The sequence below is a fragment of the Paenibacillus sp. Z3-2 genome, assembly GCF_054161325.1.
Window position 1 is genome coordinate 1,185,481 of the sequence record NZ_CP096397.1, and the last position, 15,920, is coordinate 1,201,400.

The 15,920-nt window shown below is 48.1% G+C and carries 13 protein-coding genes; 8 read left to right on the forward strand and 5 right to left on the reverse strand.

The window, feature by feature from the left end:
- Positions 1-283: 283 nt before the first annotated feature.
- From M1D71_RS05080 to M1D71_RS05090, 3 genes are all read right to left on the reverse strand, one after another.
- Positions 284-2,116 (reverse strand): ABC transporter ATP-binding protein, encoded by a 1,833-nt coding sequence (locus tag M1D71_RS05080; RefSeq protein WP_458125525.1) that lies wholly within the window; start codon positions 2,114-2,116, stop codon positions 284-286.
- Positions 2,109-3,893 (reverse strand): ABC transporter ATP-binding protein, encoded by a 1,785-nt coding sequence (locus M1D71_RS05085; RefSeq protein ID WP_458125526.1) that lies wholly within the window; start codon positions 3,891-3,893, stop codon positions 2,109-2,111. Before M1D71_RS05085 ends, M1D71_RS05080 begins: the two co-directional genes overlap by 8 nt.
- Positions 3,894-4,083: 190 nt before the next feature.
- On the reverse strand, positions 4,084-4,518 hold the full coding sequence (locus M1D71_RS05090) for a MarR family winged helix-turn-helix transcriptional regulator (RefSeq protein ID WP_458125527.1): 435 nt from the start codon (positions 4,516-4,518) through the stop codon (positions 4,084-4,086).
- A gap of 222 nt (positions 4,519-4,740) precedes the next feature.
- On the opposite strand from M1D71_RS05090, the gene M1D71_RS05095 reads away from it, so the two are divergent.
- Both M1D71_RS05095 and M1D71_RS05100 read left to right on the forward strand, forming a co-directional pair.
- Positions 4,741-5,742: a Gfo/Idh/MocA family protein gene (locus tag M1D71_RS05095; RefSeq protein ID WP_458125528.1), complete on the forward strand. Its 1,002-nt coding sequence runs from the start codon at positions 4,741-4,743 to the stop codon at positions 5,740-5,742.
- Between the two features lie 21 nt (positions 5,743-5,763).
- Positions 5,764-6,387, forward strand: coding sequence for a pyroglutamyl-peptidase I (locus tag M1D71_RS05100; protein WP_458125529.1), 624 nt, complete (start codon positions 5,764-5,766; stop codon positions 6,385-6,387).
- 466 nt (positions 6,388-6,853) lie between these two features.
- Here the strand turns inward: M1D71_RS05100 and M1D71_RS05105 are convergent, their stop codons facing one another.
- Both M1D71_RS05105 and M1D71_RS05110 read right to left on the reverse strand, forming a co-directional pair.
- A complete protein-coding gene (locus M1D71_RS05105; RefSeq protein WP_458125530.1) occupies positions 6,854-7,696 on the reverse strand; it encodes a 1,4-dihydroxy-6-naphthoate synthase in 843 nt (280 codons plus the stop codon).
- The gene (locus M1D71_RS05110; protein WP_458127172.1) at positions 7,693-8,487 is read right to left on the reverse strand and encodes a futalosine hydrolase; all 795 of its coding nucleotides are present in this window, start codon (positions 8,485-8,487) and stop codon (positions 7,693-7,695) included. The genes M1D71_RS05105 and M1D71_RS05110 overlap by 4 nt, the downstream gene beginning before the upstream one ends.
- A 965-nt stretch (positions 8,488-9,452) precedes the next feature.
- On the opposite strand from M1D71_RS05110, the gene M1D71_RS05115 reads away from it, so the two are divergent.
- The 6 genes from M1D71_RS05115 to nikR all read left to right on the forward strand — a co-directional run bounded on the left by M1D71_RS05115 (position 9,453) and on the right by nikR (position 15,705).
- Positions 9,453-9,842, forward strand: a complete 390-nt coding sequence (locus tag M1D71_RS05115; RefSeq protein ID WP_036606399.1) for a GntR family transcriptional regulator — start codon at positions 9,453-9,455, stop codon at positions 9,840-9,842.
- Complete coding sequence (locus M1D71_RS05120) at positions 9,835-10,737, forward strand: ABC transporter ATP-binding protein (protein ID WP_145320892.1); 903 nt, start codon at positions 9,835-9,837, stop codon at positions 10,735-10,737. The genes M1D71_RS05115 and M1D71_RS05120 overlap by 8 nt, the downstream gene beginning before the upstream one ends.
- Positions 10,712-12,754, forward strand: coding sequence for a hypothetical protein (locus tag M1D71_RS05125; protein ID WP_458125531.1), 2,043 nt, complete (start codon positions 10,712-10,714; stop codon positions 12,752-12,754). The genes M1D71_RS05120 and M1D71_RS05125 overlap by 26 nt, the downstream gene beginning before the upstream one ends.
- A gap of 353 nt (positions 12,755-13,107) precedes the next feature.
- Entirely contained in the window at positions 13,108-14,076 is a 969-nt protein-coding gene (locus M1D71_RS05130; RefSeq protein WP_458125532.1) for a hypothetical protein, read from the forward strand.
- An 80-nt stretch (positions 14,077-14,156) separates the two neighbouring features.
- On the forward strand, positions 14,157-15,182 hold the full coding sequence (locus M1D71_RS05135; protein WP_458125533.1) for an alpha/beta hydrolase: 1,026 nt from the start codon (positions 14,157-14,159) through the stop codon (positions 15,180-15,182).
- 52 nt (positions 15,183-15,234) lie between these two features.
- Positions 15,235-15,705 (forward strand): nickel-responsive transcriptional regulator NikR, encoded by a 471-nt coding sequence (nikR, locus tag M1D71_RS05140; RefSeq protein WP_458125534.1) that lies wholly within the window; start codon positions 15,235-15,237, stop codon positions 15,703-15,705.
- Positions 15,706-15,920: the final 215 nt, after the last annotated feature.

Below are 15,920 nucleotides of genomic sequence, written 5' to 3' on the forward strand. Positions count from 1 at the left end.
GAGAATCCCATGCGGCGTTTAGTATTTCGATTAACTTAAAGTATAGAATCCACATCGTATAAGATTAAGCTATATTTGGTTGAACTAATCATTTACACGTAACGGAGAGGACAGAAAAAATCTGAAAAAGCGGAGCGTTCGCCTAAAAGCTTTCTGAAAGAAAACTACATCGGAAGCATACGCTATCCCCGGATTTCCCCTCGAGAAAAGGAAATCGAAAAAATCTGGGGAGAACAGCGATTGGAAGGTTATTCTGTCATCGTAGTGTCTGTGTAAAGAATCTTTAGTTCGACTTATTTAGCTGTCCCTGATGTAACTGATAGTAGAATCCTTGTTGCTGCATCAACTCGTCATGGCTTCCCCGTTCAGCGATCTGTCCATCATCAATGACCAGAATCTGATCGGCTTCACGTATCGTGCTAAGTCTGTGGGCGATGACGAAGCTGGTACGGTTTTTCATCAACGTGCGCATCGCCTCCTGAATCTGCATCTCCGTGCGAGTGTCGATACTGCTTGTTGCTTCGTCCAGAATAAGAATGGCCGGATCAGCGAGAATTGCCCGGGCAATGGTTAACAGCTGTCGCTGTCCCTGACTCAGATTGCTTCCCTCGGAAATGATGGGCGTATCATAGCCCTGCGACAGTTTGCGGATGAACGAATGTGCATTCGCAAGTATAGCTGCTTGCCTGATCTGTTCATCGGTTGCATCCGGCTTGCCGTAGGCAAGATTGTCGCGAATGGTACCCGAGAACAGGTAGGCATCCTGAAGAACAATGCCCAGTTGCCGCCGTAATGGGTCCTTTTCCAGTTCCGAGATGTCACATCCATCAATGGTGATCCGTCCGCCTGTAATCTCGTAGAAACGAGGTAACAAGTTGATAATGGTCGTTTTACCTGCACCGGTTGGTCCAACTAGTGCAATCATTTCGCCAGGTTTGGCGGTAAAGCTGACCTTCTTCAGGATCTCTCTCTCGGCACTGTACCCGAAGGAGACGTCTTCAAATACGACTTTACCCTGAATCTGATCCAACTGTTTCTTCTGTTCCTCCACATACTCACCAGGTGTATCCATGATGTGAAACACGCGTTCAGCACCTGCAATGGCAGCTTGAATCAGATTGTATTGATTGGCCAGATCGTTGAGCGGCCGTTCAATCTGGCGGGAGTAAGCGAGAAAACTGACGATTAGTCCGATAGACGTCAGATCATGATAAGCCATCCATCCACCTACGGAGGCGAGTATGGCAAACCCGATATTATTCATTACGTTCATTGTAGGCCCAACCAAACCCGAAACGGTCTGGGCTTGTGTGCTGGATGTGCGTAGTTTCTCGTTCAGGTTCTCAAAATGTTGATGTGCCTGATCTTGTCGGTTATAGGCCGCCACGACTTTCTGTCCAGCAATGGTCTCCTGAGCATATCCATTAAGTTCACCAAGTAACTTCTGCTGAGCAGTGAAGTGTTTGCGTGTTCTTGAAGCGATCAGGCGAGTGGCGATGGTGATTAAGGGTACCGTCACCAGACTCAGCAATGTAAGGCGAACATCGAGCGCAAACATGATCGACAAGGAGCCAACGAGCAGGATGGCACTCGACATCAATTGGGTTACACTTTGATTAAGCGTTGTGGACACATTATCGATATCATTGGTGGCCCGGCTCATCAGGTCCCCGCTCTGATTTTTATCGAAAAAGTGGACAGGCAGCTCTTGTAGCCGTGAGAACAATGCATGTCGCAGATCCTTGACGGTCAGTTGGGACACACCAATCATGACATAGGATTGAGCCCACATCAGGAGTGAGCCAAAGACATAAACACTCAGCAAGAGGAGACATTCCTTCAGCAAACCCGCGGTTACTTTGGGAACGATATGTTCATTAACGGCACGGCCGAGAAGGTAAGGTCCTGCCAGATTAAGCAGCGTTCCGAGAGCGGTCAGCACCAATGCAGCAATAACTCCTTTGCGATGACGCCCCATGTACGACCATACCCGAATCAGGGCATGGCGAGCATTTTTGGCTCTGACTTTGGGGACAGGTCCTCTGCCCGCTGGTCCGGGTCTTCCGATCGGAGGAACGGCAGTTTGCTGAGGGGAGGAAGATGCAGGTTTAGCCAAATTGAACATCCTCCTTCCGTTGCTGCGAATAAAAGATGGCTTGATAGTGTGATGAATGAGCCATGAGATGATCGTGTGTACCGCTGGCAACGATCTGCCCTTCATCAATGACATATATGCAGTCAGCATCCCTCACGGAAGAGATTCGCTGTGCAATCAAAAAGGTCGTGCTGTCTTTCATCAAGGACTGCAAAGCCTTCTGAATGCTGGCTTCCGTACGCAGATCGACCGCACTGGTGCTATCATCCAGAATCAGCACTTCCGGCCGCATGAGCAGGGCGCGTGCAATGGATATACGCTGTTTCTGTCCACCAGACAGATTGACCCCGCGCTGACCCAGCTCCGTGTCATAGCCATCCTTCAGTTTCATAATAAAATCATCCGCTGCCGCAGCTTGTGCCGCAACACGCAATTCAGCATCCGTTGCACCGGGCCGGCCGAAGCAAATGTTATCCCGGATACTGCCGCTGAACAGGATCGATTCCTGAAGCACAATGGATACACGACTGCGAAGATCCTGAAGATTCCAGTGGCGGACGTCCACTCCGTTCACGAGCACTTCACCCTGCGAAGCATCATATAAACGTGGAATCAGCTGCACCAGTGATGTTTTACCTGATCCTGTTGAACCGAGCAAAGCCACTTTTTCACCGGGACGAGCGATCAGGTTAATTCCGGTGAGAGTGTGTTCTCCGTCATAACGGAAATATACGTCTCTGAACTCCACTTGACCTTTAGCATGTGATGAAAGGGGAGACGGTTGGTATGGAGAAGGATCAAGGTTAACCTGGTGTGACTGTACATTCTCGGACTTATCCGTTCCCGATTGAATATCCGGCTGTGTATGTAGCACCTCGTTGATTCGGGCAGCAGATACCTTGGCACGGGAGAAGCTCATCATTATCATGCCAATCGACGTGAGGGACGAGAGTACAACCGTGACATAGTTGATAAAAGCAATCAGATCCCCGGCGGCAATATCGCCTCCGACTACCTGAAAACCTCCAAACCATAACACCGCTACAATGGTAGCGTTCAGCATAAGGCTTAGCACGGGTGCATTCAGTGTGACAATACGCCAGGCTTTCACGGCGGTTGAGGTGTAATCTTCATTGGATTGTTGGAACCGTTTTTTCTCCAGACGCGCACGTGCAAATGCCTTGACGACACGGATGCCGGCAAGATTCTCCTGAAGAACGGCATTGACCTGATCAAGCTTGCCCTGAACGCTGGCGAACAGCGGATAGGAAGCTTTTATCAGGATAAATAAAATAATAAACAGGACCGGCACAGTCGCAATAAGAATCAAAGCCAGCTTCACACTGATCGTAAACGCCATGATGATACTACCGATGATCAGCATCGGCGAACGGATAAACATCCGTAGCAGCATCTGTACAAAGGTCTGCATCTGGGTAATATCACTGGTCAGACGAGTAATCAGAGATCCTTCCTGGAACGTATCCAGATTACGGAAGGAGAAGGTCTGAATGTGGTCAAACAGTTCCTGGCGCAGATCCGTGCCGTATCCAACGGCAGCCTTGCTTGAATAGAGTGTACAGCCTGCGCCGCCGACCCAGCCGATTAACGCAACAAGTAGCATGATCAGACCTGTAGTTACGATATGGGACAGGTTCCCTGCAAGCACCCCATCATCCACGATGCTGGACATCAGCTTGGGCTGGAGCAGGTCCATGGCAACCTCAAGTACCATGAGCAGCGGGGCGAGGATCGCCGCCGACTTATACGGAGTCAAGAATCGTTTTAACGTCCACAATAGGAAATCACCTCAGTTTTAATTGCATAAGTGAATCAATTTCATAATACCTTTAGCTGCTTCAATCAAGGCTAGGTATAGATCAAAACGGTTCAATTTGTCTATAACTAGTTACAAAACTCCATTTTTAGTGAGTTATGAAATTGATTCAAGCAAGTTGTTGTTAGCAATGTCGCGAGTCTGCATCGCCTCAGGCTTCACGCAGGTTTTGGAGCATACGCTGTGCGAGTGCAGACATGATCCGGGATTCTTCCGGGGTAAAATCTTTCTGGGCCTGCTGTTCCAGCTCCTGAACCACTTCTTTTAATTCTTGTAGCGCGGAGCGCCCCTGATCCGTCAGGTATACCCGCAGACTGCGCAGATCCTTCGGGTCGGCTTCGCGTCTCACATAACCGGATGTTTCCATACGCTTAAGCATCACCGTTACCGTTGCGGGACTGCGCTGGAGTTGTTCGGCCAGTTTTTTCTGGGATTGACCATCTTCCCGTTCTAGTTGGAACAGCAACGGGGGCTGCCCTGGGTATAACTCGGGGTGGTTAACGAGCTTCTCATGAACCTTGTAGCGTTTCAGCTTCACGAGTTCGGATAATTGTCCCATTAACCGATCATTCTGGACTGGGTTCATATATTCCACTCCGTTCATATCTTTTTAGTTAGTCGACTAACTAAATCATAAGTTTGATTGGACATATCGTCAAGCGAATACGATGTATTTATACCTGTTCTGATGAGAACGAAATCGTTTTCTGACGTAAGCGTTTCTTTTTGGTAATATAAAGGGGATACCATGTTGGCCTGATCTGAATCATAACCTTTTTAACTCAATTAGCAGTAGGGAGGCTTTAATATGACAGCATTAGTGGGACGGAACAAAGTACGTTGGGGCATTATGGGCACGGGATGGATTGCATCCCAGTTCGCAAGGGATTTGGAGCATGCGGGGAACGCGGAGAAGACAGCGGTAGGTTCGCGGACAGCGGGAAGCGCGGAGAAGTTCGCAGCTGAATATGGTTTTGCACGCGCTTACGGCTCGTATGATGAAATGCTGCAAGACCCTGAGGTGGATATTATCTATGTGGCAACACCTCATCCTGTACATAAAGAGAATGTGATGGCTTGTCTGGAGGCAGGAAAAGCGGTTCTCTGTGAGAAGCCATTTACGATGAATGCGCGTCAGTTGGAGCAGCTGGTGGAGACTGCGCGGGAGCGCAAGCTATTTCTGATGGAGGGCATGTGGACACGATTTCTGCCGCCAATTGCCCAAGCCAGAGCATGGATTGAAGAAGGCCGAATTGGTGAAGTTCGTTTGGTTCAAGCGGACTTTGGATTCCGTATCGGCTGGGAGCCGGAAGGGCGTTTACTTAACCCGGATCTGGGTGGGGGCGCATTGCTGGATGCAGGGGTATACCCGATCTCCTTTGCTTCGATGATCTTTGGCGAACAGCCCCAGCATGTATGGAGTACAGCCAATATCGGTGAAACGGGCGTGGATGAGCAGTTTTCGGTGTTGTTGTCCTATTCCGAGGGGCGTTCTGCATCACTGAGTGCTGCCATTCGTCTGAACCTCAGCAATGAAGCGGTCATATACGGAACAGAAGGCAAGATACGTTTACCTTTATTCCTGGCGGGCAAAGAAGCCTATCTGTATGTGAACGGGCAGGATGAGCCCGAGAAATTTACGGATGATCGAACGTGTATTGGCTATGCCTTTGAGGCGGAAGAAGCGGGACGCTGTATCCTGGAAGGCCGGACGGAGAGCAATACGATTAAACTGGACGAATCCCTGGAAATCATGAAGCTGATGGACACGATTCGGGGGCAGTGGGGATTGCGTTACAAATCGGAGTAAACAGACAGGAGTGGGCGTGTGATGGTGAAGATTCTGATATCCGGGTTTGAACCGTTTGGCGGGGATGCGGTGAATCCGACGGGTGCGTTAATGGAAGCTCTTGCGAACGAAGTGATGGAGGGTGCTGAGTTAAAAACAGTACTGTTGCCTGTGCACTTCAATGAATGTGCAGATCTGCTGATCGCAGAGATGGAAGCCGATCGGCCCGATGTGGTCATTGCCTGTGGGCTGGCCAAGGGCAGAACGTCCATCACACCGGAGCGTATTGCCGTTAATGTCAAAGACATTCCTCCTGGCTCCTACGCGGATAACCAGGGACAGCGCCCGGTGGATGAGCCGATTGTAGATGGCAGCCCGGACGGCCTATTCTCCACCTTGCCCATACGTGCCATGGTGAATGACATGTCCGCAGCAGGCATTCCGGCTGTCGTATCCAATACAGCAGGCACGTATATATGCAATAACACGATGTACCGGGTGCTGGATTACATTCGTGTAGGGCAGCTTCCGATCCGTGCCGGATTTGTACACTTTCCAGCCTCAACAGAGATGGCTGTGCTGCAGCCTTCCGTTCCGTCGCTGCCTATTCCCATGATGCTGGATGCGCTGCGAATCATGATCCGCACGGTTGTGGCTGAATCGTAGGGGAGGGTTGCGAGAGTAGGCAAGGTTGTGCTGAATTGTAGGTGACGGTTGGATTCGTAGACCACAGTTGTGAAAGGGAGAGCAGTAGGATAGGTTTCTTTCTGCTTCGATCTTGGGTTGGGTAAAGTGATAGATATGAGTATAAATATGAAGTTGAAATATAAAGTAAAAAAGAGCTGTCCCATCGTCATAAGTCTGACGTTAGGAACAGCTCTTTCTATTTCGTGTGTCGTGTGTAGCCAAAATGGTTAGTGAGGCCACTAGTTTGCAGCACATACCAATTTCTAACGAAGTAGAAGCGTTATTGTGTGGAGTTAAGCGAGTTTGTCTGCGAAATGACCAATTTATAGCTGAATAGAGTGTCTGGGATTCGTTAGAATTTTCGTAGCATGATATTTGGTTAAATAAGGTGCCTAGGGTTCGTTAGAAATAGAGCGGTCAGATATAGCTCAAAGATAAATAAATGTTAGATTCGCAACAAATCAAGATCGAACTCGGGGACAAGTCCTTCTTTCATGGCACGCCCAAGCAGTGCAGTAATCGCACCATAACCATCATCACCCAGGTTGGCGCTGAATTCGTTAACGTACAGGCCGATATGTTGTGAAGCTACGTCAGGGTCCATTTCTTGTGCATGTTCCATAACGTATGCTCTCGACTCATCCGGGTGCGCCCAAGCATATTCAACGGAGGCACGTGCCCATCCGGCGAGGGCGTGAGCATCCATGTTGCGGCGTGCAATGATCGCTCCAAGCGGGATCGGAAGACCTGTGTCGCTTTCCCACCAGTTCCCGAGATCTGTCATCAGCTTAAGATCATAGTTCTGGTACGTGAAGCGTGCTTCATGGATAACAAGTCCGGCATCGATCTTGCCGTCCCGAACAGCAGGCATGATCTGGTCGAATGGCATGACAACAATTTCGCCTACGCCGCCAGGAACGTTTTGCGCTGCCCACAGACGGAATAATAGATAAGCTGTTGAGCGTTCGCTAGGCACAGCAACCCGTCGTCCAGACAGATAGCTGGGATCCGTGGTACCGTTAGCGGTCAGAACCAGCGGACCACATCCTCTGCCGAGTGCACCTCCAGCAGGTAGCAGGGCATAGTCAGACAGCACATATGGCAGTGCTGCATAAGATATTTTCATCACTTCAGGTGTATCTGGTCCATCCGGATTCGCCGCCAGGCCATTGGTAATATCTATATCAGCATAACGGACATCCAGCTCAGGTGCGCCCGGAATCAATCCGTGCACCCACGCGTGAAAGATAAATGTATCATTTGGACAAGGGGAAAATGCAATTTTCATGATGTAATAACCTCCCGTAAAATGGAACTTGCAGCCTGAAGCGCATCGAGGGCATCCTTGATGCGCCAAGCGTCGCGGTCGCGTGGACCGACCGCGTTGGATATGGCCCGCAGTTCGAGTGCTGGCACGCCGAACTGCTGGGCAGCCGTTGCCACGCCGAAGCCTTCCATGCCTTCGGCGGCGGCATCCGGCACGCGTCGCAATAGCTCCGCGGCCGTCTCTGCGGTTCCGGTCGCCGTGGATACGGTGACCGCAGTGCCTCCGCTGACAGCGAGCCCAGCCCGCTGCAGCTCATGGCGCAGGCGAGCGGCAAGCTCCGCGTCCGCCGCCACAATGGACGAGCCAAATCCGAGCTCGTCCACGCTTAGGAAGCCGTCTGGCGTCTGCGAGCCCAGATCGGCGGCAACCATGGCGTCGGCTACCACGAGGGAGCCGACGTCTGCCCGGCCGGGGAACCCACCGCCGATGCCGGCACTGATCACCAGCATGTAGGCTGGTGAATATCCGGCTCCGGCAAGGGGCCCCGGCCTTGAAGATGTGGCAGATGTCTGTGCCACATCGGATGTGCTTGGCGCGGTGGCACCCTGCGCCAATGCACTCGTGCTTGCAGCCGCTACGGCATATGCCAATGTAGCGGCTGTTCCCGCTGCGGCCGAGGCTGGGCCAACGCCCGCAGCAATGACGTCAAATCGTTCCGCGGCCGTATCTCCCAAACCGCGGAGGACCGCATCTTTCTCCGCATCAACCGCGGTGACAATTAACACGCGTTGTGACGAACTTGCTTGGACCAGACTGGTATCTGAAGTCGTTGCCCTGCTTAATTCTTCCTGTTGGTCACTGGTGTGGAGTGATGCGTTTGATTTATTATTCTGCTCTGTATCCTGTCTATGTTCATTCATCTCGGATTCTCCTTAAACGTATATAAATTAAATTCGAGAATATATTGTCCTCGTGGAAAGGACGTTTCTCGCAATTTTGTCTTTCAAAGAGTGGACACTTTTTCTAAAAAGGTACTATCTCCATCCAAGAAAATAAAACACTATATATAGATTGTTTATGGCTATAAAGTTATAAATGATCTATATGTAGGATGCCAATTCCGAGTTGATTTCTCATGTCTGTGTCCACCCTTTGAAAGACATATCAACAATATGTATGCTCAGTGCGGACAGTAAGAGCTTGCACTTCAAACGAACAGATTAACGATTGGAAAGGCTGAAGACTGCCCCGACCGAATCAACACTCAATCATATATCGGCCTTCGGATTTTTTACCAACAAACCAAATGAATAACGGGCCGAGTCTACACCCGATCCCTACATAGTAGCCCATTTATGCAAACCCGAACTTAAAGTCAGTGATTATCGAACAATAGTTCATCTCCATCATAACGGAAGGGGAAAGACCTGAACAACCTTTGTGTATAATCCTGTCAATCGCGGTAAAGCAAAGGTTTCGGGTAGACGTATCACTTCAAGTAACCGCATCGCTTCAAATAACCCGTTTTGCCTCATCTGATGTGAATACGACCCTGATCAGGATCATCCCCGGCCTTAGCCGAAACGAATCTAATCCAATTAGCTCGATATGTCTAATTAACCATATGTTCTATCTCTCTTTAACGTACTCCGAATAAAACCATAAGTCAAAGTCAACTGTTGACAATCTTGTTCTACTGTATTAATAATAGTAGTACAGTTAATACACCTTGACGTTGGCTACACTCATAAACACATTTTTCGAAAGGAGGTGCGGGATGTTCGAATTAGATGTACGCAGCCGTAAGGCGATCTACGAGCAACTGGTGGACAAAGTCAAAGAAATGATCGTATACGGAATTCTTAAACCTGATGAGCAGCTTCCTTCCGTTCGTGCATTATCCACGCAGCTGACTGTGAATCCGAATACGATTCAGAAGGCATATCGTGAGCTTGAGCGTGAAGGTTACATTTATTCTTTGCAGGGAAAGGGGAGCTTCGTATCATCGTCTGTGGAACATCCGAATGAAGCCATGAGAGATGAGATCAGAGAGTCTCTGGTGAAGCTGATTGCGGAAGCTTCGTATTCCGGTTTGACCAAGGCAGATATGACGCTTTTGTTTGAGGAAGCGATGGCCCGTATAGAGAAGGAGGAGCCTCATGATTGAGCTGAATCAAGTCGTCAAAGCGTTTGAACAGGAGAAGGCAGTGGATGGGGTAACGATGCACATACATAAGGGATCGATCTATGGTTTGCTCGGTTCCAACGGGGCAGGCAAGACATCGCTGCTCAAAATGATAGCAGGCATTTACCGTCAGGACAGCGGAACTGTTCGTATCGAGGATACTGAAATTTATGAAAATATGGATCTCAAAGGCCGCACAATTTTCATGGCAGATTCGCCCTACTTTTTCCCGCAATCTTCAATTACTCAGATGGCTGCATTTTATCGTTCCGTATATCCGCGCTGGAATGAGGAACGGTTCAAGCAACTGGCTACCGTGTTCAAACTGGATGTAAAACGCAAGCTGCATCGCATGTCCAAAGGCATGCGCCGTCAGGCAGCCGTATGGCTGGGACTTAGCTGTATGCCTGAAGTGCTGCTGATGGATGAGCCGATTGATGGCCTTGACCCCGTCATGCGTCAGCAGATTAAAAACTTGCTGTTCCAAGAAGCAGCTGAGCGTCAAGTAACCATTGTCATCTCGTCCCACAATTTGCGTGAGATCGAAGATCTGTGTGACCATGTGGCGATTATGCATAAAGGCCGAATTATTGTAGAGAAGGATCTCGATGATCTGAAGGCGGATACGCATAAAATCCAGGTTGCTTTCCGCCATCCGGACCATGCCAAAGCCATGGAGGAGCAGATTGATATTTTGCATGAAGAGAAACGGGGAAGCGTATCCCTGTACATTGTCAAAGGCAACCGACAACAGGTAACGGATCAATTCCGTATACATGATCCGTATCTGCTGGATGTACTGCCTTTGACGCTTGAAGAAATCTTTATCTATGAAATGGAGGACGCAGGGTATGATATTCAACCGATTGTTCTGTAACCGGGGCATCCTGATCCAAAATTTCAGACAGCATGGATGGATAGGTATCCTCTACCTGATCACATTGTTGTTCTCGTTACCTTTATATATTGGAACACAATATATAGAAGTACCTCTGGAAATCACCAGTCTGTTTCAGGCCAATGAAATTCATCTGCTATTTGCGTTGACCTTTCCTGTCGCCATAGCTTTACTTCTCTTCCGCTATATTCAAACTGGTGCGCCTGCGGACTTATACCACAGTCTGCCGTTGCAGCGTAAACATCTGTTAACGATGAATATGCTGACGGGATACGCTATGATTCTGCTTCCGATCTGGATAACTACCGGGATTACAGGGTGGGTATGGGCGGTTCTCGATCAACCATCCTATATTTTCAGTGGTCATGATATCTGGATGTGGGGCGTGACGATGAGCATTTTCTCATTGTTTATGTTCACCCTGACGGTTGCCGTGGGGATGTGTATAGGCCAATCTATTCTGCAAGGACTTACAGTTTTTGGTCTAATATTAATTCCGGTGATCTTCTGGGGAGTGTATGAGCTTCATTTACAACGTTACTTACTCGGCTTTCCGTACAATAATTCGAGTAACTTTAACATGGAAAAAACATCCTTGCTCTTCCGAATGAGCTCCATGGGTTATAATCCTCCAGACTGGGGAGAATTAGGAATTTATGCGGCCGTAACTTGTATACTCTTCGTGTTGTGTTATGTGCTGTATGCGAGAAGACATGTAGAGTCGGCGACACAAGCTATTACGTTCAGGATCGTCAAACCCATCTTCCGTTTTGGATTCATGTTCACCTTGGTATTGTTAGGAGGTGCCTACTTTACCAGAATTGCTCCTGAAGGGTCAGGTGTATGGGGTATCTTTGGTTATCTGCTCGGTGGAGTGGTTGGTTATATTGGCGCTGAGATGATTATACGTAAAACATGGCTCATCTGGAGCAGCAGGTTACTCCCCCGGTTTGCATTATATGGCATCGTGGCAGGATTAATTCTGTATATCCCTGTAGCTGATTGGAACGGATATGCTAATAATGTGCCCTCAAAGGAAAATGTACAAACGGTACGACTGGGAGGAGACCATTACATCTATGTGAATGGAACAAGTGTAAAGCTGGATGAAGGCCCGTTTTATTCCGATACTCCGGGTTATGTGGATGCCGTGCTTGCACTTCATCAGAAAATTGTGCACTCCGATCTGCCTTTGCTCGAAAGAGTACGCAATCAGAACAGAAGTAACGATGAATATGTATTGATCGACTACCAACTCAATAATGGGAAAACGATGACACGTAGGTATCAGATTCCCGAAGAGGAATTCAGGCAGGAATTAGCAGAGGTGAAACAGTGGGAAGATTATAAATCAACGACCTATGGCACCTATGCACTGGATGAAGATGTTCGCAGTATTGGCATTCGATCCAGTCTCAACTCGGAGCGTAAAGTATTCATTAGCGATCCGCAGCTGATTCGCGAATTCAAGGTACTGTTGAAGTCTGAAATACTCAACCAGACTTATGATGACCAGCTATCCTCTTGGGAGTCGTTCGCTTCGGTAGAGGTCTACCAGGATTATCTTGATGAAGCATCCCCAAAAGAGAAGCTGGATCGACCGAACCACAGTGCGAGCTATCAGTTCAAGGCAAGCTATGGCCGCTTGATGGAATGGCTCAAACAGCACAATCTCTATGATCAACTTACGGTATCGGCTGAGGATATGGCTTCTGCCCAATTTGTTAAACAGGAGATCGATAATCCCGGTAAATACAGAATGGTGTATCCTGAACCTAATTTTGTGGATGTAAATATCGATGGCAACAGACAGGTCGCTACCAAAAACAAAAAAATAATCAGCGATCTGCTCCTTCGCCAAAGATCCGGTTTTTACACCGATCAGGATACGGTCTATCAAATTAAGCTGAACTCGGTAAGTGGACCGAACATCTACATGATGCTGAAAGAAGAGGATCTGACCGAGGAGATGAAAGCTATTTTGGTCAATCAATGAGCTGAGTTGCATCAATTGTTAACTATAAGCGGGAAGGGTTCTCCGTTGATCGAAGGTCTGCTATTCAACCATTGAGACTAGATCTACTTGACCTTATTCAGCGAATGGAATATATTAGGAAGAGTAAGGTTCGAGCGACTCGATCAGTCGAATCTCATATGGAACGGCTTATGAGGGAAGCACCCGTAAGAGCAGGCAAATGCCTGACTTGCGGGTGCTTTTTTGTCGTTCGCTGATATCGTTAGCTGTTTCTGCTGCGAGGAAAAGGAGGTGGAGTTGCTCGAAATGCACAGCACAGAGGATCAGACGGCTTAATATCTTCCAACTATTTTGAAGAAAGGGTGTAGGAATGCATGCAAACAGCAGTGTGGAAGGAAATGATAACTGACCAGGAGGGAACAGTATGTTGTCCTTCTCCAACAGAGGGTAGCGATAATCGTATGATGGATCAAAGGCAAGGCAACCTGGACCGATTGCGATCATTCACCCATCTTATAGTGAGGTCACGCTTTCTCCTAGTGCTTGTGATTCTGTTCAGCGCAGGCACGATCTATTTTGCTTCGGCAGCCGAGGCTGCGGGCATTGATCTTGGCGTAACAGCGCAGAAAGCTTGGGACTCCGTTCTGAACAAGGCTGATGAACAAACCAAGTTAACGCTGAAGCAAGCGTACGAGAAAGTAGGGAACTGGAAGACACAAGAGCAGGCGTGGGAACAAAAAATAAAGACAGTTCATGCCGCCAATACCGCGGAATTGGAGCGATTGCGTGTAGAAATAAGGCAAACCGATGATGCGAAGGTCGCAGCTCTAGCTGAAAAGGTAAAGCAGACCCAAGCCCGATATGAACCGCTATTCGCCCTGTACAGTTCAGTCAATAGACAGCTGGATGCAGCCAAAGCCATCAAAAATAAGGAATGGAGTGCAGCCATCCGCACGCAAGCAGAGACGTTGAAACCGGTTGTGCAGCTTGCCAGAGAAGACATTCGGATCAAGAAAAAGGAGCTTGCCGAAGCACGTAAACGGAAGACCGCTGAAGTTAAACGTTTACGCGCTATGCTAGCAGCGGCCGACACGGCGAAGAAACAGATTCAAACGGCTAAAAAACAGGTGAGTCTGGCGAAAGAACGATATTCAAACGCCCTGCAACAGTTCAAACAGAGCACAAAGCAGGGCCAAACGTCACGTGTACTCAGCTCATTGAACACCTTGGCTTCTGCAGCGGAGAAGTGGGCAGGTTCGAAACAAAATATCCACACACTGGAGCAAAAAGTATCCACTACATACGTGAAAGTCAGACAGGAAATCGCGAAGAGACCCAAATAAGAGGAAACCCGGTTCTCTCCCTAACGTACACCACTTTAGATGTGAAGGCGCTTCAAGGATGATGAAATGAGGTGAAGCTATTGCAGCCAAAGTTGGAAAAGAAACGTGCGGGGACGAGAGGTTTTAAACGTAAACGCTACTGGATTCCCAGCGTTGTACTAATTTTAATCATAGGTTTTATTGGAGTTGGTACACAATGGACACCGAAAATAACGGTATTTTTATTAAAATCATTCATTGAGATTGCTAGTCCGGACACGAACGGCAAGGACACTGGGATCTCGGAAGGGATAACTCGTATTGCGGATGTACCCTATGCAGACGAAGGTCGTAATGGCAGTACGCTGGATATCTATTATCCTTCCGTAACATCGGAACCTCTGCCTGTAGTGCTGTGGGTTCATGGCGGTGGATGGGTCTTGGGTAACAAAGAGGATATTGCAGATTATGCGGTACAATTAGCCAAACAGGGTTATGTTGTCGTCAGTATGAATTATGCGCTCGCACCGGATACGAAATATCCCATTCCCGTGATTCAGACGAATCAGGCTTTGACTTACGTGAAGAACCATGCCAGTGAGTTTCAGGGTGACCCGGAAAACATATTTCTCGCAGGCAACTCGGCTGGTGCCCAGATTGCAAGTCAGACCGCAGCGGTGGTGACAAATCCATCCCTTGCCAAGCTGATGAATATAACGCCAACCGCCCAGCCGGAGGAGTTACGTGGGGTCCTTCTATTCTGTGGTCCCTATAATCTAAGTACCGTAGCCAATACAGGTTTTCCGCTCATCCGGGCCTTTCTCTGGTCATATACAGGAATCAAAACATTTGAAGACTATCCACGTTTGGATGAAATGTCGACCGTGCTTCAAGCCACAACAGAGTACCCGCCTGCATTTATTACCTCAGGCAATGATGACCCGTTGACCAGTCAATCGGTTGAACTGGCACAAGTCTTGAAGCGACTTGATGTCGATGCGGAAACCTTGTTTTTCTCGACCTCATCACAGAAGCTGGGACATGATTATCAATTTGATCTGGAGAGTGAAGCTGGACAACAGGCGATGCATTCGGCTGTACGTTTTATGCAGCAGTATAGTCGATGAGCAGACAAGACTGTGGTACACTCGAAGCAAATGAGGGCGCAGGAGGAGAAGCATGGCAGATAAAGAAGATTTGACGCGGTTCGGGGTAGCGTTTCCTACACCTCTAATTGAGCAGTTTGACCAGTATATTGAGGAACAGGGATACAAAAACCGATCCGAGGCTTTTCGTGACCTTGTTCGAAAAACATTACTTCAACCTTCCGTACTGCAATCCGATCAGGATGTGGCGGGTACCATTGTAATGGTCTATGATCACCATATCAGTGATCTTCCTATTCGCTTAATGGAGCTTCAGCATGAGGCGCATCATGACATCATTTCCAATATGCATGTGCATCTGAATCATGACCAGTGTCTGGAAGTTATTGCTGTACGGGGAAACCTGGGAAGGCTGCGTCATCTTCATCAACAGATTCAGGTGCAAAAAGGTGTATTGTATGCGGAACTGTCCGTGACTTATGTGGATGAACTCAATAAACTGGCTCATGCTCATAATCACAATCATCATCGTCATGCAGATTAGGAAAAATACGAGTGCGATTTTAAAAAAAATAGCGAATGTAATCAAAACAGACGGTTGGTTAGATACCAACCGTCTGTTTTTTTGTTATTTGTTATAATACCTGACTTTAGAGAATGATCGAAATCCTTAATGATATAAATATCAGGTTTTTCATCTAAAATATGGAAATATATGGATTAAGAAGTTAACTTTGTTGACATATGTTTTGACATTTG